This window comes from Prevotella sp. P2-180 (genome assembly GCF_002251435.1).
GTDB lineage: Bacteria > Bacteroidota > Bacteroidia > Bacteroidales > Bacteroidaceae > Prevotella.
Window position 1 is genome coordinate 208,274 of the sequence record NZ_NPJI01000013.1, and the last position, 21,824, is coordinate 230,097.

Below are 21,824 nucleotides of genomic sequence, written 5' to 3' on the forward strand. Positions count from 1 at the left end.
TGACGCGCCAACGGACTTTATTCGACTTAGTCGATTCTTTAACCCTTTATCCCTTTATCCCTTTAACCCTTTAACCCTTTAATATAAAAAATTTGCATAAAATTTTGACTTATGGGAAATCCGAAAGCATTTTTGACCATACCACGACAGGAAGCCGGGTATAGGCCAGTTCACGATAGAATACACGACTTCGGCGAAGTCGAACAGACTCTAAACAGTAAAGACCGCCGCACACAGGCAAGCCGATGCATGGATTGTGGCGTGCCATTCTGCCATTGGGCTTGCCCGCTTGGTAATAAACCGCCAGAGTGGAACGATGCTCTTTATAAGGGCGACTATGAATTGGCATACCGATTGCTCAACTCCACCAACGACTTCCCGGAGTTCACCGGACGTATCTGTCCGGCACTCTGCGAGAAGGCTTGCGTGCTCAACCTTACAATACACGAGCCTACCACAAACCGTGAGGATGAGGCTGCCATAACAGAAATGGCCTTCCAGGAGAATTTCGTTCGTATTGCACAACCTGAAAGAAATGGTAAGCGTGTGGCTGTGATTGGTGCAGGACCTGCTGGACTCGTTACTGCCAACCAGCTTAATCTCAAAGGCTATACCGTAACTGTGTTTGAGAAAAACGAGGCTCCAGGTGGATTGTTGCGATATGGCATTCCAAACTTCAAACTCAACAAGGCCATTATCGACCGCCGTATTAACGTGCTTGAGAAAGAAGGTATAGAATTCCGTTACAACCAGAATGTGGATGTCACTAAACTGCCCGAAGGATACGACGCTTATGTGGTTTGTACTGGTACACCAACTGCCCGCGACCTTAAAATACCTGGACGTGACCTAAAGGGTGTTTACTTCGCTCTTGAGATGCTTTCACAGCAAAACCGAGTATTGGCTGGAATGGAGTTCAAAAAAGATGAACTCGTGAACGCAAAGGGAAAAGACGTACTTGTAATCGGTGGTGGCGACACTGGCTCAGACTGTATTGGTACTGCTCACCGTCAAGGTTGTAAGAGCGTTACACAGATTGAAATCATGCCACGTCCCGTAGAAGGACCTTGTGATCCGAAGAATCCTTGGCCGGAATACCCGCGCACTCTCAAGACTACGTCGAGTCATGAGGAGGGTTGTACACGCCGTTGGAACATCAATTCTCTTGAGTTCCTTGGTAAGGACGGACGTCTTACAGGTGTGAAGGTTCAGGAGATAGACTGGAAGCCAAATCCTGAAGGTGGTCGCCCGCTGATGGTTGAGAAAGGTAAGCCTGAGGTTATAAAGTGCGAGATGGTCCTTCTTGCCATGGGCTTCTTGAAGCCCGAACAACCCAAGTTTGCCGACAATGTGTTTGTAGCAGGAGATGCCGCTACGGGAGCTTCTCTCGTTGTACGTGCCATGGCCGGAGGCCACAAGGCTGCCGAAGCCGTTGACAAATATCTTTCGACAAAATAATCCATCATATTTAAAGTTGAATTAATGTGCGGAGGGGTCGGACGTGAGTCCGTACCTCTCCTTTTTCGATGCATGCCTGTCTGGGCGTTATGACGAGAAACATCCCAATTTCCTGAGCTTGATTGGGATGTAAGCAAGGCAGGGAGGGAGGAGAATGGCTATCCTGTCGGCAAGGGGTATTCGGGAAGACAACTGAAGGCGAAGAGGACGGAAATAGTCGTCGAGGACGTGGAAGTCGCCTGCTGCAATAAAGTTCTCGTATTGTTTTATCTGACGAAGAAGGTAGTAGTCTTTCATCTCGTTCCAAACAGGAGCGAGACCTTCGCGGAGATGAATGTCGTAGGCTCGCTGTTCGTCGAGATTTTGGCGGCGGTTGTTGGGAAGGCCTGCGGTGTATTCATAAACGACATCGTCGATGAATACTACCTTCGGACGTTTCACAAGACACAGTATTTGCATAAGTATGTCCTCGCCCGAACGAATAGTGCTGGGCGCAGTGAGACAACCCTCGAGAAGCTCTTTTTTGAATATTACAGCCCATAGCACACAGAAGCGGGCCTTGCTCGCAAGAAGTTGCCTTATCATCCAGGTGGTGTCTGCCTCGCCGGTGATGCCTGTGCTTACCGTTATTCCGTGTTGCGTGCGGTAAGTGCCTATCACTTCGTCGGCGTCGGTAGATACAATGGCGTTATAGAGTTTGTCCAATCCATGTTCCACTACCTTGTCGTCGGGGTCTACAAACGTGACATACCTGCCTCTTGCCGCTTCAACGCCTATTCTTCTTGCTGCAGTCACACCGCCGTTGGTGGTGTGGATTACTCGTAGCGATGGATAAGAGCTTGTCAAGTGGTCGAGGATAACCCCAGAACCATCGGTGCTGCCATCGTCTACGGCTATGGCCTCAATGCAATTAAGGTCTTGGGCGAACACACTCTTCATGCACACCTCAAGATACTCCTGCTTATTGTAAACGGGTATCACTACCGAGAGTTTTATGTCCTGTTCTTGTTTCATGGCGCAAAAATAGTGAAAAAAAACGTGATTGTCAAATGTTTCCCGTTTTTTTTTATTACTTTTGCAAAGTAAACGTATATAATGAAAATGAAGAGTAACGAAAATAATCTGGGAAAAAGTCGTGTGAAGGCTTATTTCTATCATACTGAGAATATTCAGTATATGTATGACGGTTGGTCGCGAGGCACTTTCCCCGGGCATCTGCTCTATGGCGCCACTCATCTTGCCGATTATGGAGTGGACATCGTGCAGCACAAGTTCCGGGAGTTTGGTGTGAGGCGCCTTCCCATGATGTTGTATGTGGCTTTCAGGGTGTTGACCTGTAGTGAGCGTTTCGATGTAATATATGCTACACATTACAAAGGGTTGGAGATAATCATTCTCCTCCGTGCCCTTCACCTTTTTCGAAAGCCTATAGTAATATGGCATCATCAGCCTGTCATCACCCCGAGCAAGCGTTGGAGAGAGTGGTTGGGAAAACTGTTTTATCGAGGTATCGACGAGATGTTTTTCTTCTCACGTAAACTCGTCAACGACTCTATGAAGTCGAAAAAGGTAAAGCCTGAAAGGATGCATGTGGGCCACTGGGGACCCGACAATGCCTTTTACGACAGGATTATGGACAAATTCAGAGGTATTGCCCATGAGGGCTTCGTGTCTACAGGGCGTGAGCGTCGTGATATGCCTACATTAGTAAAGGCTTTTAACGCTACTGGACAGACATTGGACATATATCTTAATAAGCAGAATTGTGGAATTGACTATGAGGCTATGTTCCGTGAGATGGAAGTTGAACCGAATGTCAAGGTTCACTTCACGTCGGGATATAAGCAGGATGAGCTCAGCGCTGTGGTCTTTCGGTCGAAATGTGTGTGTATATGTTGCATGGAGACGAAATACACTGTAGGTTTGACCACCATCGTAGAGGCCTTGGCTTTGGGCATGCCCATGATTTGCAGTCGCAACCCGCAAATTCCCATAGACATAGAGAAAGAAGGCTGTGGCATCTTTGTTGACTACTATGACCTGGAAGGATGGAAACGTGCTATAGACTATATGACGGCACACCCAGACGAAGTTAGAATAATGGGTGAGCGATCAAAACAGTTAGCACGTGAGCGTTTCAATGTCGAGATATGTGCGAGGGAAGCGGCTGAAGTATTGAAGCAAGTAGTAAAAGGTGTTTGAAAAGAGTAAACTTTAGTTATGAAAAGAACACGAGTGTTTCATTTCATCTCTCATTTTGACCTTGGTGGTGCTGAACGTGTGGCGGCAAACATTGCTAAGTCGGGAAATGGGAAGATAGAATACCATGTGGTGGAGATGATGCGTGGCAGATCGGACTATTCACGACAGTTTATCGACGAACTGAGACAGGCGGGAGTGGTGTGCCATAGGGCATGGATGCCTGATATACGGTGGCACTTTGTCTTGGAACGCATCACGGCACTGTTGTTTCCACTGAGATTTCTTTGGCTGTGGCTGCGTTGGCATCCCGACGTGGTACATACGCATACCGAACTTCCCGACCTCTGTACAGTTGCAGCCTTTTCTCTTTTCCCTTGGATGAGTAAAAGCTGCAAGGTGGTGCGAACTATCCACAACAACTGTCTTTGGACCGGACAGTCTCGACTTGGGGCAGTCTGTGAGAGGTTTTTCATAGGTCGAAAGGCCAATGTTGCCATATCACAGTCGGTGAGAAAGAGTTACAAGAGCAGGTTTGGTGACGATACACCTATTATATATAATGGAGTGGGGGAGATACGACAGAAATGTTACGACGCTCTTGTTGAAGACAAGGTGAATGTGGTGTTTGCAGGGCGTTTTGAGAAACAGAAGGGCATAAGCGTGATGATAGAGGTGGTGGAGACGTTGGCTACCGATGGCCGTTACCATTTCCATGTTTTTGGTGATGGAAGTATGCGCGAAGAAGTGGAAGGCAGGCTTGGTGGGCTACCGAATGTGAGCGTAAGGCCGCCTTTGTTCAGTTTGTCATCATATCTCTCATCGTTTGACTTCATGTTCATGCCGTCGGAGTTTGAAGGCTTGAGCATAGTGGCCATAGAGGCGTCCATGTCTTGCCTTCCCAACATCATCAACTCTTGTCCTGGATTAGAGGAAACCCTTCCCTACGACTGGCCTCTGAAAGTTGCGGGGAACGACAAAGCGGCCTATCTTCACCTTTTCCGCGAGTTCATTCCCAGTTGTCGGAGGGAGGAACTCGGCAATATGGCGCGAGACTTTGTCCGTAGCAATTTCTCAATAGAGAAGATGCAGCAAGGCTATGAGAAGAGATATTTAGCAAAGCTATAGAAACTCTAGTAATTCTAGATGTTCTAGTAATTCTAGATGTTCTAGTAATTCTAGATGTTCTAGTAATTCTAGTAATTCTAGAAATTCTAGAAAAAAATAAAAAAAAAGTATAACCCTAAAAAATAAAAAAAGATGGAAAAAGACAATGAAAAAAAGTATGGCTTCCTTCGCAAACAGACAAAATGGGAAGACCTCTATTTCTACCAAAAGTCAGTCACCCTTTACCAGTTGTCGTTTATCTTTGCACATAGATACTATACAAACTCCGACCGTACACGTGACCAACTTATACAAGCAGCAAGGTCTGGAAAACAAAATATTGTGGAAGGCTCTGCCGATGGGGTTACCTCAATGGAAATGGAAATCAAACTGCTGAATGTCGCACGTTCAAGCATAAAGGAAGCACGTGAGGATTTTGAGGATTATCTTACAGCACATCAACTCGCAAAATGGTCGCCTGGTCATGCTAGATATAATGGGATGCTTGATTTTTGCAGAAAACACAATAAATGGGAAGAGTATGAGCGCTACGTCAATAAATGGAATGATGAGGAAATGGCTAATGTCGGGCTGACCCTATGTCATATGATTGACAAAATGATGATAACCTACCAAAACAAACTGGAAAAAGAATTTGTCTCTGAGGGTGGAATAAAAGAACGCATGACAGCCGCCAGGCTTGGTTTCAGAACCAACCAGAAAGACGAAATAGACAGACTAAAGGCCGAAATCCAACAACTGAAAAAGGAAAATGACATTCTAAAGAACACTAACCTGAACTTGTAGAAAAAGCTAATGCCTTTTCTTCTTTATAAAAGCCATACACTCGTCGAGAATCTTTACCTTTGCAATTTTCATTACTGCGAAATATAAAATTGACGCAATAACTATCCTTGAAGGAAGCAAGATAATGGGACTTTCTATGAACGACGTGACATAATATGTTGCCGCCATGACTGCCGCTGCGGAGAGCATGAAAGGCACAGTGTCGGAAAGCACCTCGTGGAAAGTGACTCCAATAAGCCGCCGCGCGTTTAATTGCCAAACCGTAAGCCACAAAATGGTAAAGGCTGTATAAATAGCCACCATCGTGTTGATGCCATAACTGTGGAAGAGGAGGATAAGGGCTATCTGTATCACTATCTGTCCGATGTTACACCAAAGGTAGATGTCTGAGCGGCCTGAGGCTATGATAAGATGCTGGTAAAGGGTGTAGAACGAAAGAAATGCTCCTCCTATGCAGAGCGTCTGTAGCAGTGGCACGCTGTCTATCCAGGTGTCGGTAATGGTAACCAGTATAAACTCCTTGGCTACAAGTGCCATGCCGAACAGGGCAGGGAAAGAGAGGAAAGCCGTGAAACGCAACATCTTTCTGAATACACGACGCTCGCGGTCGCGGTCGTCATTAATCTCGGCAAGCACAGGCTGCGCAACTTGTTCAATGGTGCCTGATATGGTGGTATATGCCATCGTGTCCCATTTCATGGCCTGACTGAAGTTTCCCACGGTTTTCATCGGGAAGAGATTGCCGAAAATAAATGTCAACACGTTGTTATTGATGGTGTTGATAATGGTGGTGATAAGTATTTTTACACTGAAGGGGAACATCTTTTTCACTGGCGTGAAGTCTACTTTCAGCGAGGGGCGCCATAGCCGGCGGGTGTAGTAGTAGCGGCAGACGTTTTGCACGAAGACAAATACTACCGACTGCCATGCAAGACTCCAGTATGCCATCCCGTTCCATGCCAGCACAAGTCCGCAACAGCCCGATACCAATAGAGAGATGAAACCGGTGATGGCACGTTCCCTTGCCATAATGTTTTTGAACATGATGGCGTTGCGGGTGATGCCGAATGATGATATGAGAAAGCCGAGAAACACAAACCTTGACAACCCTACGAGCTTCGGACTATGGAAAAACCACGCTATCATCGGTGCGGAAAAAAACAACACCACATAGCACAATGTGCCAATGGAAATGTTGAACCAAAACACGGAGTTGTAGTCGTTGGCAGTAGGGTGCTTAATGTTTGTGAGCCCCTGGGTAAAACCGCTACTCTGCAGGTTGCCTGCTATGAGCGAGAAAATTGTAAGCACACCCACAATGCCATAGTCGTCGGGTGACAACATTCTGGCTAGGAAGATGCCGAACACGAGATTCAGCACTTGCATAGTGCCGCTGTTCAGTGCTCCCCAAAACAGTCCTTTCGCGGTCTTTTCCTTTAGTGATTCCATGCGATGCTATATTTTTGGCTGCAAAATTACCATATTTTCGTGACATTTGGAAAAAAGAAAGAGAATATTTTGTATATAGAGAAAAAAACGCTATCTTTGCCGTGCGATAATTTGCTAATATATTGAATAATGAATAACAGAAAATCATTGGACATAAGAAATATAAAAGATAATTGGAACAACACCATACTCGACATTCTAAAGGCATTTATGGACATTTGCCGTAAGCACAATCTTAGATTCTACTGCTGTGCGGGAACAGCAATAGGTGCAGTGCGACATCATGGCATCATACCATGGGATGACGACATTGACGTGATAATGCCACGCCCTGACTACGACCGACTGATAGAAATAGCGAAGACCGCAGATTTCGGGAAGTATGAGCTTATAACGCCATATAACGACGAAAGCTATCCTCTCTATTTCTCAAAACTTTCCGACAAGACCACTACCTTGGTTGAAGACCGAGAGATACCTTGTGTCATAGGATTATATGTCGACATTTTCCCTCTTGACCCTACCGACGACGATATGGAGAAGGCTAAACGCCTGAAAGCGAAGTACACGAAGATAATCAATCGTCTCAACGCTGTTTCTACTCATAATAGTTTCGGTAATTATATCACACTGTTATGCGACCCGAAAGAGTGGGGGCGTTTCGTAATAAAGACAGTTGCTTTCTTCTTCCGCTCTGCCATTCGTCGCCATTTGATAAGGCAGATGGACCGTATGAGCCATCTATATGACTACGACAAAGCGAAGAATGTGCAAGTTTACACCGGTTCATACGGTTATAAGGAAGTATTTCCCAAAGAGTGGCTTGGCAAAGGGCGGATGTTTAAGTTTGAGGACACCGAGGTGCCCTTGCCCGAGGAATATGACAAATACCTCCGCCACTTCTTCGGTGACTATATGCAACTGCCTCCAGTAGAGCAACGCATCGAAAAGCATTCAAGGGCTTATCTCAATATGGAGGCCAAGGAGAGTAAAGAGGAGGTGATGAGAAAAATGAAATCTAACAAGATATTGAAATGAATTACGCATTGATTATTGCCGGAGGCTCTGGCAACAGAATGGGACAAGACATACCGAAGCAGTTTATGCATGTGGACAATTGTCCGATAATCATACATACTCTACTGGCTTTTCAACGCCATCCCGACATCGACGGAATAGCGGTCGTATGCCTTGACGGATGGCAGACCGTGCTTCAGTCTTATGCTAACCAGTTTATGGTTACGAAACTGAAATGGATATTCAAGGGCGGCGACAATGGACAGCAGTCTATTCATAACGGCATTTACGGCCTGAAGGAAGCCGGAATAGGCGACGACGACCTCGTGCTGGTTCACGACGCAGTGCGCCCTCTCCTTTCTCAAGACATCATTTCCTCGAATATTGCTATCTGCCAGAAATATGGCTATGCCATCACTGGTATAAAGTGTCGTGAAGCAATACTTGAGAGTGACGATGGGTTTAGTACTTCCACAAGCATTCCTCGCGATAAACTCATCAGGACACAGACTCCACAGACTTTCCGTCTGCGTAACCTTATTGCTGCTCACGAGGAGGCAGCGAAGAAGGGAATAACCAATTCTGTGGCTTCATGCACTCTGATGGCTGAACTTGGAAACAGAGAAATGCACATTGTGCCAGGCTCGGAAAAGAATATTAAGGTCACCACCGTCGAGGACCTTGAAATCTTAAAGGCCTTGATGCATGTGGAGAAAGAAAGTTGGTTGAAGTAAATGAAGAGTGAAGAATGAAGAGTGAAGAATTAAGAATGGGAAACTACAATGAAGATATAAGAATGGCGGCAAGCGAGGCGTTGCCTTGGGAACGGCTGGAGGGAAAGAATATTCTTATCACAGGAGCTACAGGACTTATTGGCGGTTGCCTGGTGGAAGTGCTGATGGAACGCGCTGGAAACTTTAATGTCTATGCGGCCGGACGCAACGAAGAAAGGGCGATGAGCCGGTTTAAGGCCTATGAAGCCGACGGGCGCTTCCATTTCTTCCATTATGACGTAAGCCAGCCTCTACAGTCAGATGTGGTATTCCATTTTGTAGTGCATGCAGCCAGTGGAGCTGCGCCTGCCGCTTTTGCCTCGCAGCCTGTTGAAGTGGTGAAGGCAAACATTCTTGGTGTGGCAAACCTTATGGATTATGGTTTGGAACACGGCATGGAACGAATGTTGTATGTCTCTACAGGAGAGGTGTATGGAGAAGGCGGGGCAACGCTTGATACTGCCGACGGCAAGGCCTTTGTGGAAACTGACAGCGGCTATGTGAACTGTGCCACTCCGAGAGCCTGCTACCCGTCGTCGAAGCGTGCTGCCGAAACCTTGTGCATTTCCTATATGGCGGAATATGGGGCCGATGTGGTCATCGCACGCCCGTGTCATGTCTATGGACCAAATTTCACAGAGAGCGACAACCGCGTATACGCCCAGTTTTTCAGGAATATTCAACGAGGTGAAGATATCGTGATGAAGAGCGACGGAAGTCAGTTCAGGTCGTGGTGTTATGTGGTCGACTGCGTGCGGGCCTTGCTCTATATCTTGTTTAAAGGTCAGACTGGTGAGGCATATAACGTTGCCGACGAGAGCTCAAACATATCCATTCGTCAGTTGGCTGAAAAGATAGCTCAAGTCGGAGGCAGGCAAGTAGTCATAAAAAAGCCCGACAACCAAGAGTCATCGGGCTATAATGTTGTTACAAAGTCAATATTCTCAACGCTCAAGATCCGTGGTCTTGGCTGGACCGTAAGCGGTACTATGGACGAGAAGCTATCCCACCTGGCTTCCAGGCTTTACATCACGAAGCAGTGATGTGACGCAAAGCGAGCCGTCGTAGTCTACTGCAGAGAGTATCATGCCTTGGCTTTCTATGCCCATCATCTTGCGTGGAGCAAAGTTTGCCACAAAGAGTACGTTCTTGCCAATCAGGTCTTCCGGTTCCCAATATGCAGCTATGCCGCTGAGTATGGTGCGTTCAGTGCCCGAACCGTCATCTATGGTGAACTGCAGCAACTTCTTCGACTTCTTCACCTTTTCGCAGTTAATAACCTTACCCACGCGGATGTCGAGTTTCTCGAAGTCCTCGAACGACACTTCCGGTTTTATTGGCTCAGCCTTGTATGAGGCAGCCTCATTGGCTTTTTTCGTTGCCTCGAGTTTGTCGAGTTGCTTTTGTATTGTCTCGTCGTCAATCTTGTCAAACAGTAATACTGGCTCACCCAACTGGTGTCCGGCCTTTAGCAGGTCGGTGCTTCCGAGTAGTTCCCACTCATAGTGGTCTACGTTAAGCATCTTCAGCAGTTTCTCGCTGCTGAACGGCAGGAATGGTTCGAAGGCAATGGCGAGGTTGGCGCAGAGTTGTAGTGAGATGTTAAGGATGGTCTCCACACGCTTCATGTCGGTCTTTGCCACCTTCCATGGCTCGCAGTCGGCAATGTACTTGTTGCCTATTCGGGCGAGGTTCATGGCCTCTTTTTGTGCGTCGCGGAACTTAAACTGGTCGAGTAGTCTCTCCACGTCTTTCTTTACGTCCTTGAATTCCTCAAGTGCCTTGCGGTCTATCTCCTCAAGTTCGCCGCATGCAGGAACGATGCCGTTCCAGTATTTCTTTGTGAGCTGCAGTGCACGGTTTACGAAGTTGCCATATACAGCCACGAGCTCATTGTTGTTGCGGTCCTGGAAGTCTTTCCATGTGAAGTTGTTGTCTTTCGTTTCGGGAGCGTTGGCAGTAAGCACATATCGGAGCACATCTTGCTTGCCGGGGAAGTCCACGAGATACTCATGGAGCCAAACGGCCCAGTTGCGTGATGTGGATATCTTGTCGTTCTCGAGGTTGAGGAATTCGTTTGAAGGCACATTGTCTGGCATGATATATCCTCCGTGAGCCTTCATCATCACAGGGAAGATGAGGCAATGGAAGACGATGTTGTCTTTTCCGATGAAATGCACAAGTCGTGTCTCGGGGTCTTGCCACCATTTCTGCCATGTTCCCCAACGCTCCGGGTTTTTGTCGCAGAGTTCCTTTGTGTTGGAGATGTAGCCGATAGGAGCGTCAAACCACACGTAGAGCACCTTTCCCTCTGCTCCTTCCACTGGCACTGGAATGCCCCAGTCAAGGTCGCGTGTCATGGCGCGTGGCTGTAGGTCCATGTCGAGCCACGACTTACATTGTCCGTAAACGTTTGGTCTCCACTCCTTGTGACCTTCCAGAATCCATTGCTTCAGCCAGTCCTGGTATTTTCCGAGAGGCAGGTACCAGTTCTTAGTAGGCTTCTTCACGAGGCCATGGCCCGGGTTGTTTTTGTTTGTGGGGTTGATAAGCTCGTCTGGAGAGAGTGTGGCGCCGCATTTCTCGCACTGGTCGCCGTAAGCACCATCAGCTCCGCATCGTGGACATGTGCCTACGATATTTCTGTCGGTAAGGAACTCGCCGGTCACTTCGTCGCAGTACTGAAGTTCGGTAATCTCCTCCAGTTCGCCCTTGTCATAAAGCGTGCGGAAGAAGTCTGCTGCAAACTTATGGTGAATGTCTGATGTTGTACGGCTATATATGTCGAATGAGATACCGAAGTCCTCAAACGATTTTTTTATGAGCGAATGGTAGCGGTCTACCACTTCCTGTGTTGTGATTCCCTCTTGTCGTGCCCTTATCGTCACTGGCACTCCGTGTTCGTCGCTTCCGCCGATGAACACCACTTCCTGCTTCTTCAGTCTGAGGTAGCGGGCGTAGATGTCTGCCGGGACATACACTCCAGCCAGATGACCTATATGCACTCCTCCGTTGGCGTATGGGAGTGCCGCTGTGATGGTTGTACGTTTAAAATTCTTGTCTTCCATTTCGTCGTTAATTATAATTTCGGTGCAAAGTTAGTATAAAAAATCGATTGGGCGAAGTAAAAGAGAATATATTTTCTTTTCTGAGCGTGAGATTTTATCTAAAAGAGCGAAATGACAAAAGAAAATCTTGTTTTCCTTCAATACCTCTTTAATTACAACACTGTGAATCTGATAGCAGTAAACAAAGCTGGACCATAATCGTTGGGTCACCACACAAAAAAGGTGCGCAGTTGTCTGCACGCCTTTTTGTTTAAGAGTTTTGCCCTCAAATTAGTTTCCGAGGTCGCCATCATTACTTGTATCGCCTGACGGGCTATCGGTTTCGCTGCCGTTGTCATTTGCTGATCCCGTTGCATCTTCTGTTTCAGGGCGGAGGAAGATATCCTTTTCGCCTCCGTAGGTTGCTACGGCACGCTTGTAAGCATCCTTTCCTGTGTAGTCGGCAAGAAGGGGATTGCTTACGATAAGTACCTGTGGACTAACCTTTACCATGCCGTTTGATGCCTTGGAGTGAACCCAACAGAAACCTCCGTCACCTTCATCATCGCCGTGGGCGAGAAAACCGTTTTTGATGTTGAAACCAGCCATGTTTACCACGTCAGCCAACTTGGCAGAATTGAATTTGTCAAGCACGATGCTGCTGGCATTGAACGAAACGTAGGGGATGCCTGTCACAGGATCAATCTTCTGCAGGAGAGAGAAGAAAGACACCTGCTCGCCAAAGTTGTAGTCGGCATTGTTGAGCACAATTGCCTTTGAAAGGTCTGCCACGGTTGTGTTCTCGTCGATGGTCAAGCCGCCGGTCTTGATGTCTGTCACGGTGTCGGCACCTTCACCACTTGTTATGATACGTGGCAATGAACCGTTGGTTATGACATAAGGAGCAACGACACAAGCGTTTGCTTCAACCTCAGCCTTGGTCAGGTAAACCGGGTTTGTGTTAAGGTTACGCTTTACGAACATGTTGAAGTCGCTGCTATTGGCAGGCTTTTTCTCGAAGGCGCTCTGAAGGTATGGTGACACACCTTTGTACACCTGTACGGGATTTGCCCACTTCATGCGCTGCTTCTGCTGTGCGCTGGTGCGAGAGTTTTTCACTGTGGTAGCTTTCTGTGAAACTACGGTGCTACCGTTTCTTTGTGAGAAGGTTGCGGCTCCTACCGAACCTACCATCTTTGTAAAAAGGCCGTTTACTATTGCCATAATACTAAATGATTTAATTAATAAAAAAGTTCTGCAGTCCTTCTACCACGATTGCTCATGTCCAGACTTGCCAGGTTTTTCCTCAAGTTACGGAAACTAGTCCCGTTGTTCTTTCGGTGAACCTTCACTTATAGATAGCCGACTTGCATTTTTTGTCAGATTTCTGACGCTGAAATCTGACAATCCTTTTCATCTGACAAAAATAAAAATCGGAAACGTCTGTAAATCAAGGCGTTTCCGATAAAAATAAAAATTAAAAAATCTTTGTTTTTCTAACATCACATCTTACAAGTCTGACAAAAACTTTGGGGGGGCTTGAGTAGTTACTAAAATCAATCGAATGAGTTAAAGACCTTGAATTTCTTTTAGATTACGAGGAAAAGATGTATCTTTGCAAAACCATTGATACGCTTGATATGAATAAAGGATTTATGATAGCGGCTCCTACATCTGGAGCCGGCAAGACAACAATAGCTGTCGGACTGATGGCATTGCTGACAAAGAATGGATATAAGGTGCAGCCATTCAAGTGCGGTCCGGATTATATAGATACAATGTTTCACGGATTGGTGTGCGGCAGACCTTCAGTAAACCTTGACCTGTTCATGGCTTCGAGTGAGCATGTCAGGGAACTTTATAGTCATTATTCGGCTGATGCCGACATCACTGTTGTAGAAGGTATGATGGGTATGTATGACGGATATGAAAGACATAAGGGTAGTCCGGCAGACATAGCCATAAACCTTGGTTTGCCTGTAGTGTTGGTGGTTGACGCGAGTCATACCGGATATTCCATTGCCCCGTTACTTTATGGATTCAAGAATTTCTGCGGGGAAGCAAACGTTATGGGTGTTATATATAATAAGGTTAGTTCGGAAAGACACAAGCAACTGCTCCGCGAGGCATGTGATAATGTAGGATTGGAATGTTTTGGTTTTATTCCCAAGCGTAATGAAGCGGTTAACGGAGAGAGATATCTTGGACTGGACTTCAGCAGTAAGGTAGATGTATCGGTATTGGCAGATATGGTGGATGATAATGTGGATTGGAGGAGGATTGTCAAGAGATGTGATAGTGTGGATATGGCTATTGACAATATTGAAGATTCTGTTGGCAGTGAAAAGATTCTTGTAGCACGTAATGCGGAGTCGTTCTCTTTTTTATATCAAGAGCATATTGACATATTAAAGAGCATGGGGTCAGTGGAGTTTTTCGATCCCGAACAGAATAAGGAGATACCACAGGACACGACATTGCTGTATCTCCCCGGTGGCTATCCCGAAAAGCACCTGGATAGCCTGCAACGTGCAGAAAGATGCAGGATGTCCATTAAGGAATATGCGGAAAGAGGAGGACGTATCATAGCAGAATGTGGTGGTATGATGTATCTTTGCGAGAGTATTCTTTCTGATGATAGTGAATCGAAGATGTGCGGAGTGTTGCCATATAAAATCACGGCAAAAAAGTCTGACCGCAAACTGTCGTTGGGTTATCGGCGTGTAGTGATGGACGGTAAGGAATGGCGGGGTCATGAGTTTCATTATACCCGGTTTGTAGATCCCAAACCCCATTCGTCCGCCCTTGTATATGATGCCCGAGGAAATATTGTCGATTCGCCAGTGATAAGGCAAGGCAATGTCGTGGCAAGTTATACCCATTTATATTGGGGAAAAGAAAAAATGTTCTTTTTATTTGGTAGAATCAAAATAAAGAACTACCTTTGCACCCGAAATTGAAGGCAATTGGCGGCAGATGCCGTCCAACGTAAGGGAATCCGAGTGAAAGACCGGAGCTGTTCCTGCAGCTGTAATCCCCCGAAGACAATGCCTGTCAGTATAATGCCACTGCACCGATGGTGCGGGAAGGTATGACAGACTGGGGAAAGCCAGAAGACCTGCCTCAAATGCTATAACCTCGGCATACGCCAAGATTTGGCATCGCGCCCTCAGGAATAAGGGAAGGCGAAATCAACATTATTTTTATTTTATTGGTATGAATAACAGAGTTGTTGTGGGCTTACTGGCTCTTGCCGGTTCGTGCCCGCTTGCTTTGGCGCAACATGCTATCGAGAGCAAGGAGAAATTGCAGGAGGTAGTGGTGACAGGTACTGGTACACAGCACCTACTGAAAGATGCGCCCGTACAGACGGAGGTTATCAGCCGTCAGGCATTGAAGAATTTCGCAGGACGTTCCATTGAGGATATCCTGTCGCAACTGTCGTCGTCGTTTGACTTCGAGCAGGGCGACATGGGTTCGCAAATGCAGATGAACGGATTGGGCAATTCGTATATCCTTATTCTCATCGACGGGAAAAGAATACATGGAGATGTGGGAGGTCAGAACGATCTCGGACTCATAGACCCGAACAATATCGAACGAATAGAGATTGTAAAGGGAGCCTCGTCGGCACTCTATGGTAGTGACGCCATTGCTGGAGTGATAAACATCATAACGCGAAAGCACGACGAAGGACTGATGGTAGAGAACAAGACTCAATATGGCACACATAACGACGTGAGGCAGCATAACGGTGTGGCTTTGAGATGGGGAAAGATAAGTTCATACACCAATTTCCAATTGCAGCACAACGATGGCTGGCAGAACACAGCCACTGAATATACACCATCATCGGCAGCACCCATCACCGACTCCAAGAGTAAGACAGCCAACGAGTTTACCAACTGGCAGATAGCCGAGCGACTTGCCTGGAATCCCACTAAGGCGATGGAATTGTATGCCGAAGGTTCGTGGTATCAGAAAGGTATATACCGCGAGAGCGGCAAATATCCAAAGTATGACGTGTATAACTACGACCTGAAATACAAAAACGCGTCAGCAACGGCAGGAATGAAGTGGACTACGGTCAGGGGCGACCTCGTGACTGCAGACATCAGTTGGAACAAGCACGCCTATTATCATGCCTTTACTTCCACAACCCTTGCAGAAGGATTTGACGAAAAGGGCAATTTCATTCTCGACTATCCATATTTTGCAGGTCAGAAACTGCTGATGAGCAACCAGGAGCGCACAATGCTGAATGTGAAGGGAATATTTGCACTTACCACTACGAATAAGCTCAGTGCGGGACTCGAGGCGAGATACGATTATCTCGAAGCGCCGGCAAGCATTAAGGGACAGACGGCAAGCGACAATACCGAGGCCATATACTTGCAGGACGAGCTGCAGCTGATAAAGTTGTTGCACATAACGGCAGGATTGCGCCTCAATCGCAATGAGAATTTCGGTTGGCGACTGACCCCAAAACTCTCGGCAATGCTTAAGGTGAGAGACCTACGTATAAGGGCATCATGGAGTCAAGGTTTTAAGACACCTACATTGAAGGAGCTCAACTACCAATATGCCCGCGATATGAACGGCATGATTCTCTTTCTCGGCAATCCCGACCTCAAACCTCAGACATCCAACTATTACTCGCTCAATGCAGAATATACCATAGGTCATTTCAATATCTCCGCAACGGGGTATTATAACAAGTTGGGCGACATGATAACTCTCGTAACCATCCCTAATTCGGAAGCTCCCGATGTATATCGCGAGCAGTATGGAGAGATGTTGAGTAAGGTGCGTAGATATATGAATATGGACAATGCGAAGACCTTTGGAGCTGACGTGACATTGAGATACACCACCGACAACCTGTCGTTGGGAACAGGATACAGTTATCTTGACACCGATGCCAACATCTTCGACACCACCCACGACAAGATGATTAATGTGGTAATTGACGGTATGGCACACCATAAGGGTAACATCTTTGCCACATGGAATCACAATATATCACCGTCATACAATCTCGGTATTGGACTATATGGCAAATTCTCGACAAAAAGATACTATCAAACCAATGGAGACGGTAAGGGCTATCAGATATGGCGACTGACTACGACACACGATATTGGGAAGTCGCATGGAATGGCATATAGGATAGAGGCTGGCATAGATAACATCTTTAACTATGTTGACCGTACTCCCCACGGACTTCATCTTGGCACCAATACATCAGGCACTACACTGTTTGCCTCGCTTACAATAAGATTTTCACAGGGAAAGAAGATAAACAACATTATTAATAAAAATAAAAAATATAAAGACAATGAAGAAGATTAAGTTTTTTGCAATGTTGATTGCAGCCGCAATGATGAGCATATCATTTACGGCATGTAGTGACGATGACGACAACAGTGATAGTATTTCAAACACAGAGCGTTATCAGCAAGAAGTGGATGCCACTGTTAAGGCACAGAAGCAGAACACCAAGGCAATCCTGCTCGTTGCTTTTGGTTCCACATGGCAACAGGCCTATGATGCCTTCGATCTCACCGTTAGCGAATACAAGAAGGAATTCCCTGGCTACGACGTGTATCTCTCTTTCTCGTCTGCCATCTGTATCAACCGTGCCATGGCAGCCGAAAACACCGAGGCACGTTCTTTTTATGAACCAAAATACTGGCTCGAAGCCTTCGGACGTGTAAAGTATGACGAGATTGTCGTTCAGTCGATGCAGGTGATACCTGGCGAGGAATACACTCGCGTTATCAATGCCATGAAGGACTTCGCCAATAATTCCAACGGCGACCTCGACGACGACTATCTTGCCAATATGACCCTCAAGCTCGGCTATCCCTTGTTGGCTGAATATCCTGCCGACGTGAACGCCCTGGCAAAGGTGATTGATACCAACTTCTCCAGCTATGCCCAAAAGGGAGCTATGCTGCTGATGGGACATGGAAATCCCGATACCTACGACACCTACAAGGCAAATGTGCGCTATACCCAATTGGAGGAAGCCTTACAGGTTATCAATCCCAACTATTATGTTGGAACAGTAGATATGAAGGAGAATTTCAAGACCCACGTATATGAGCGTATGCAGGCTAATGGCCTCACTTCGGGCAATGTCTATTGTGCCCCTTTGATGTCAATTGCCGGTGACCATGCCCACAATGACATGGCAGGCGATGATGATGCTTGGAACAACGGATATGAGTATAACGACGAGGGTGAGGTGGAAGACACAAGTTGGAAGAATTATTTCCAACACATGGGCTACACAATAGATGCCAACAGCTATACCGACACCAACGGAACAGTGAAGGGCCTACTTGAGTTTGCCAATGTGCGTGCGCTCTATAAGGCACATACAAGAAATGCCGAGACTGTGGATTACTATCACTCGAAGAATCCGGAATGATGTAAAGATTGAAAAATTGAAAAGGAAAAGTTTTATTTGGATAATCGCCCTCGCCATGCCGTTGACTGCACAGGCACAGATACATAAAAAGGGCGACACGACAAATGTTTATAAGACAATGAGCCTCAATCCCGTCGTAGTGACGGGATCGGGGCATCATCAGCGTTTGGGAAATGCAGTGACTCCCGTACACGTAATCACGGCAAAGGAAATAAGCGAACTGGGTATATCGACCTTTGCTGATGCCCTTACACGCACAATGCCTCAGATTTCAATGGCTCCAAACTCGATGGGTTCGCAATTGAGGCTCAACGGTTTGGGTGGCAAGTATATACTTGTGCTCATCAACGGAAGAAAACTGAGCGGTGAGATATCCAACAATGCCGACCTGCAGCGCATCAACATGTCGAGAGTGAAACGAATAGAGGTGCTCGACGGAGCTGCCAGTTCGCTCTATGGTAGCGATGCTATCGCCGGAGTAATCAACATCATCACCGAACAACCCACGAGTGAACTTGTAAGCGTCACTTCAGACACAAGGGTTAGTGGAGAGGGCCAGTTGACGGAGAGTGTAAACCTTGACATCTTCTCCAACGGCTTCGGTTCATACACCTCGTTCAGTCATGACCGTGCCGACAGCTACCGGGTGAACGACTACGAATATGTAAGCGGTGAGGAAGGCGAGACGCAACGATCCATCTCACCGTTGTTCACGGGCTATCGTAGCAATATATTCGGACAGAAGTTCACGTGGCAACCCATCAGGAAACTTGCTCTGAATGCGGGACTTGAATACGGCAGAAAGATAACCGATCGTCCTAACACCAATCCGGATCTCAGTGGAGGTCTTGACTATGAGATGCGCTACAAGTCTTTGCGCTGGAATCTCGGCGGTATATACAAGTTTACAAATCGCAACTCATTACAGGCAGATTTTACCGTTGACCGCTACCGCTATGGTAAGGAATATGACGTGGAGACATCCACATACAAAGTGGGCGACTATATTCAGTCGAAGAAACAGCGCATGATGGAAGGAGAACTGAAGGCTGTGTTAGGATTAACAGAAAAATCCACAACAATCTTTGGTGCCGACTGGCGTCAGGATAATCTTGTCACCTCAACGGGTAATATCGACGCAAGCGTATATACCCTTGCGGGATATGCTCAGCACGAGATGCTTCTTGCGCAAGGAATGAAAGCCATGCTTGGCTTGAGATACACCTATCATCGTGAGTTCGGCAGTCATCTTACGCCCAAGGTGGCAATGATGTATTCCGTCGGAAACATTAATGTCCGGGCAACATACAGTAATGGATTCCGTGCCCCGGGAATGGACGAACTTTACTATCGCTATTTCTCCGTGAACAGGGGTAAGGCGCAAGTGTCGTTCGGCAACAAAGACCTCAATCCCGAGAAGAGCCACTACGTGTCGCTCAGTGCAGAATACCGCGCCGACCGCTTTGCTGTTTCGGTTATGGGTTACATGAACTTCATCAACGACATGATAGTCAAGGACAACATACAGCTCGATGATGAATCAAGGAAGATGCTCATGGACGAGTTTCCCGAAATGACCGATGCCCAGGCTCAGTCTATGTCCACATACGCCAACTATGTCAACAGCGACAAGGGAGAGGTGAAGGGAGTGCAAGTGAATGTTAATGCCAACCCCATTGACGGTCTTAATCTCAATGTCAACTATGCATATACGTATGCAAAATCGAAGACCGGCGAGGAATGGTCACTTCTCGACCGTAGCATCAAGAACACGCTTACCATGTCGGTGGCCTATTCCCACGCTTGGGGCAAATACAGACTTGTGGCAGACTTCAACTGTCGTATGCAATCAAAGACATATTACTCTGCATACAACGATGCACCGGGATATGGTGTGTGGAATTTCAACACCTCCCATGTGTTCAACGTCAACCGCAGGATAGTAATAGAACCAAAGCTCGGAATAGACAATATATTTAATAAGGTAGATAATCGTATCGACAGTTCGAAGACATCATACGCATTGTATTCTCCCGGTAGAATGTTGGTTGCCGGATTAAAGATTAAGATATGAAATCAATAATAGTTGTCGGGATAGGTCCCGGCAGTATCGAAGATATGACGGCAGCAGTAAGGGAAACACTCCGTACTGCTGACATCGTCATAGGCTATAAATACTATTTCCAGTTTATCAGCTATTTCATATCCTCGCACACAAAATGTATCGACACAGGTATGAAAAAAGAGCGCGAGAGGGCTGAGAAGGCTTTCGAAATGGCTGAACAGGGGCATCAGGTGGTCGTTATATCTTCGGGAGATGCAGGAATCTACGGTATGGCATCGCTGATATATGAGATGAAATATCAACGAGGGTCGGATATTGACATCATCGTGCATCCCGGAATATCAGCATTCCAAAAAGCCGCTTCGTTATTAGGAGCGCCCATCAGTCATGACTTCTGCGTATTGTCACTCTCAGACCTCATGACTCCATGGGCACTCATAGAGCGGCGAATAAAGGCGGCGGCGGAAGCGGACTTCGTCACTGCCGTATATAACCCACGGTCGAACGAGCGTTATTGGCAGTTGGACAGACTGCGCGAGATATTCCTAAACGAGGGACATCACCCCGACACTCCTGTGGGATATGTGCGACAGGCTGGACGCGACGGAGAGACTGTAAAAATAACCACACTTGCCGCCCTCGATACCAAGGATATCGATATGTTGACAGTGATTATTATAGGGAATAGCCAGACTACGGCTCCACAGTGCATTGACAGGACAAACAAAAGGGTGATGATAACACCCCGTGGCTACTATGCGAATGATAATCATCATGACGAGAGTTTAGGCGGGACCGGTGCTGCTATTATGACCCAGAGTTTCCGCACAATTCTCTCGGAGATGAAGAATCCTGACATACCCACCGACAAGAGATGGCTTATGCTTCATGCCATTCACACCACAGCCGACTTCGACATGGAGGATATACTGCATATCGATGATGAAGCGCCTGAAAGGATATTCAAGAATATAACTAAAGGCAAACTGAAAACTATCGTCACTGATGTAACTATGGTGGTGAGCGGAATACGCAAGGCTGCTCTCTCACGCCTTGGTATTGAGGCCAAATGTTATCTGCATGATCCTCGGGTGGCGGAAATGTCAGAGAAATATGGAATAACACGAACCCAAGCCGGTATAAGGCTTGGTGTAGAGGAGCATCCAGACGCTCTCTTTGTCTTTGGCAATGCGCCAACGGCATTATTGGAGCTTTGCGAACTGATGCGCCATGGCAAGGCACATCCAGTTGGTGTAATTGCCGCTCCCGTGGGTTTCGTGCATGTCAAGGAGTCGAAATATGCTGTAAAGAGTTTCTCTGATGTCCCAAAGATAATTGTCGAAGGGCGTAAGGGTGGCAGTAATATTGCCGCAACGCTATGCAATGCCATAATGACCCTCGATGATGCGGAACAGATAAAGCCAGGGAGAGACTTTTGAATAAATAAAGTATAAGGATTTAGGGAT

At 46.7% G+C, this 21,824-nt stretch carries 16 protein-coding genes and 1 riboswitch; of the genes, 12 read left to right on the forward strand and 4 right to left on the reverse strand.

Annotated features, from left to right (window positions below):
* The first annotated feature begins 111 nt into the window (after positions 1–111).
* Positions 112–1,458, forward strand: a complete 1,347-nt coding sequence (locus CIK98_RS01985; protein ID WP_094382606.1) for a glutamate synthase subunit beta — start codon at positions 112–114, stop codon at positions 1,456–1,458.
* Positions 1,459–1,545: 87 nt separating this feature from the next.
* Here CIK98_RS01985 and CIK98_RS01990 read toward each other — a convergent pair whose 3' ends face one another.
* Complete coding sequence (locus CIK98_RS01990) at positions 1,546–2,472, reverse strand: glycosyltransferase (protein ID WP_172409778.1); 927 nt, start codon at positions 2,470–2,472, stop codon at positions 1,546–1,548.
* A gap of 87 nt (positions 2,473–2,559) precedes the next feature.
* On the opposite strand from CIK98_RS01990, the gene CIK98_RS01995 reads away from it, so the two are divergent.
* The 3 genes from CIK98_RS01995 (at position 2,560) to CIK98_RS02005 (ending at position 5,571) form a co-directional block, all read left to right on the forward strand.
* A complete protein-coding gene (locus CIK98_RS01995; RefSeq protein WP_253249610.1) occupies positions 2,560–3,660 on the forward strand; it encodes a glycosyltransferase in 1,101 nt (366 codons plus the stop codon).
* A gap of 18 nt (positions 3,661–3,678) precedes the next feature.
* Positions 3,679–4,785, forward strand: a complete 1,107-nt coding sequence (locus CIK98_RS02000) for a glycosyltransferase family 4 protein (protein WP_094382608.1) — start codon at positions 3,679–3,681, stop codon at positions 4,783–4,785.
* A gap of 132 nt (positions 4,786–4,917) precedes the next feature.
* Complete coding sequence (locus CIK98_RS02005) at positions 4,918–5,571, forward strand: four helix bundle suffix domain-containing protein (RefSeq protein WP_094382609.1); 654 nt, start codon at positions 4,918–4,920, stop codon at positions 5,569–5,571.
* Between the two features lie 6 nt (positions 5,572–5,577).
* On the opposite strand, the gene CIK98_RS02010 is transcribed toward CIK98_RS02005, so the two are convergent.
* The gene (locus CIK98_RS02010) at positions 5,578–7,020 is read right to left on the reverse strand and encodes a lipopolysaccharide biosynthesis protein (protein WP_094382610.1); all 1,443 of its coding nucleotides are present in this window, start codon (positions 7,018–7,020) and stop codon (positions 5,578–5,580) included.
* A gap of 129 nt (positions 7,021–7,149) precedes the next feature.
* Here CIK98_RS02010 and CIK98_RS02015 point away from each other — a divergent pair, with 129 nt between their 5' ends.
* The 3 genes from CIK98_RS02015 to CIK98_RS02025 are packed head-to-tail and all read left to right on the forward strand — an operon-like array spanning position 7,150 to position 9,853.
* The gene (locus CIK98_RS02015) at positions 7,150–8,058 is read left to right on the forward strand and encodes a phosphorylcholine transferase LicD (protein ID WP_094382611.1); all 909 of its coding nucleotides are present in this window, start codon (positions 7,150–7,152) and stop codon (positions 8,056–8,058) included.
* Positions 8,055–8,771, forward strand: coding sequence for a 2-C-methyl-D-erythritol 4-phosphate cytidylyltransferase (locus tag CIK98_RS02020; protein ID WP_094382612.1), 717 nt, complete (start codon positions 8,055–8,057; stop codon positions 8,769–8,771). Before CIK98_RS02015 ends, CIK98_RS02020 begins: the two co-directional genes overlap by 4 nt.
* Before the next feature lie 35 nt (positions 8,772–8,806).
* Complete coding sequence (locus CIK98_RS02025; protein WP_094382613.1) at positions 8,807–9,853, forward strand: NAD(P)-dependent oxidoreductase; 1,047 nt, start codon at positions 8,807–8,809, stop codon at positions 9,851–9,853.
* Here the strand turns inward: CIK98_RS02025 and metG are convergent.
* Together metG and CIK98_RS02035 are read right to left on the reverse strand one after the other, a co-directional pair.
* Complete coding sequence (gene metG / locus CIK98_RS02030; RefSeq protein ID WP_094382614.1) at positions 9,812–11,878, reverse strand: methionine--tRNA ligase; 2,067 nt, start codon at positions 11,876–11,878, stop codon at positions 9,812–9,814. The genes CIK98_RS02025 and metG overlap by 42 nt on opposite strands.
* Before the next feature lie 270 nt (positions 11,879–12,148).
* Positions 12,149–13,081 carry a hypothetical protein gene (locus CIK98_RS02035; RefSeq protein ID WP_094382615.1) on the reverse strand — a complete coding sequence of 311 codons (933 nt, stop codon included), beginning with the start codon at positions 13,079–13,081 and terminating at the stop codon, positions 12,149–12,151.
* A 416-nt stretch (positions 13,082–13,497) separates the two neighbouring features.
* Here CIK98_RS02035 and CIK98_RS02040 point away from each other — a divergent pair, with 416 nt between their 5' ends.
* The 5 genes from CIK98_RS02040 (at position 13,498) to cobJ (ending at position 21,797) form a co-directional block, all read left to right on the forward strand.
* Entirely contained in the window at positions 13,498–14,817 is a 1,320-nt protein-coding gene (locus CIK98_RS02040; protein WP_094382616.1) for a cobyrinate a,c-diamide synthase, read from the forward strand.
* Positions 14,808–14,998, forward strand: a riboswitch (cobalamin riboswitch). (Overlaps the previous gene by 10 nt.)
* 75 nt (positions 14,999–15,073) lie before the next feature.
* Complete coding sequence (locus CIK98_RS02045; protein ID WP_094382617.1) at positions 15,074–17,209, forward strand: TonB-dependent siderophore receptor; 2,136 nt, start codon at positions 15,074–15,076, stop codon at positions 17,207–17,209.
* Complete coding sequence (locus CIK98_RS02050) at positions 17,196–18,293, forward strand: sirohydrochlorin cobaltochelatase (RefSeq protein WP_094382618.1); 1,098 nt, start codon at positions 17,196–17,198, stop codon at positions 18,291–18,293. The genes CIK98_RS02045 and CIK98_RS02050 overlap by 14 nt, the downstream gene beginning before the upstream one ends.
* A 16-nt stretch (positions 18,294–18,309) precedes the next feature.
* Positions 18,310–20,367, forward strand: coding sequence for a TonB-dependent siderophore receptor (locus CIK98_RS02055; RefSeq protein ID WP_172409779.1), 2,058 nt, complete (start codon positions 18,310–18,312; stop codon positions 20,365–20,367).
* The gene (gene cobJ, locus CIK98_RS02060) at positions 20,364–21,797 is read left to right on the forward strand and encodes a precorrin-3B C(17)-methyltransferase (RefSeq protein WP_094382620.1); all 1,434 of its coding nucleotides are present in this window, start codon (positions 20,364–20,366) and stop codon (positions 21,795–21,797) included. Before CIK98_RS02055 ends, cobJ begins: the two co-directional genes overlap by 4 nt.
* The last annotated feature ends 27 nt before the right edge of the window (positions 21,798–21,824 follow it).

Coding starts and splice junctions, on each gene's coding strand:
- CIK98_RS01985 (WP_094382606.1), top strand. CDS start 112: ATGGGAAATCCGAAAGCATTTTTGACCATACCACGACAGGAAGCCGGG.
- CIK98_RS01990 (WP_172409778.1), bottom strand. CDS start 2,472: ATGAAACAAGAACAGGACATAAAACTCTCGGTAGTGATACCCGTTTAC.
- CIK98_RS01995 (WP_253249610.1), top strand. CDS start 2,560: ATGAAGAGTAACGAAAATAATCTGGGAAAAAGTCGTGTGAAGGCTTAT.
- CIK98_RS02000 (WP_094382608.1), top strand. CDS start 3,679: ATGAAAAGAACACGAGTGTTTCATTTCATCTCTCATTTTGACCTTGGT.
- CIK98_RS02005 (WP_094382609.1), top strand. CDS start 4,918: ATGGAAAAAGACAATGAAAAAAAGTATGGCTTCCTTCGCAAACAGACA.
- CIK98_RS02010 (WP_094382610.1), bottom strand. CDS start 7,020: ATGGAATCACTAAAGGAAAAGACCGCGAAAGGACTGTTTTGGGGAGCA.
- CIK98_RS02015 (WP_094382611.1), top strand. CDS start 7,150: ATGAATAACAGAAAATCATTGGACATAAGAAATATAAAAGATAATTGG.
- CIK98_RS02020 (WP_094382612.1), top strand. CDS start 8,055: ATGAATTACGCATTGATTATTGCCGGAGGCTCTGGCAACAGAATGGGA.
- CIK98_RS02025 (WP_094382613.1), top strand. CDS start 8,807: ATGGGAAACTACAATGAAGATATAAGAATGGCGGCAAGCGAGGCGTTG.
- metG (WP_094382614.1), bottom strand. CDS start 11,878: ATGGAAGACAAGAATTTTAAACGTACAACCATCACAGCGGCACTCCCA.
- CIK98_RS02035 (WP_094382615.1), bottom strand. CDS start 13,081: ATGGCAATAGTAAACGGCCTTTTTACAAAGATGGTAGGTTCGGTAGGA.
- CIK98_RS02040 (WP_094382616.1), top strand. CDS start 13,498: ATGAATAAAGGATTTATGATAGCGGCTCCTACATCTGGAGCCGGCAAG.
- CIK98_RS02045 (WP_094382617.1), top strand. CDS start 15,074: ATGAATAACAGAGTTGTTGTGGGCTTACTGGCTCTTGCCGGTTCGTGC.
- CIK98_RS02050 (WP_094382618.1), top strand. CDS start 17,196: ATGAAGAAGATTAAGTTTTTTGCAATGTTGATTGCAGCCGCAATGATG.
- cobJ (WP_094382620.1), top strand. CDS start 20,364: ATGAAATCAATAATAGTTGTCGGGATAGGTCCCGGCAGTATCGAAGAT.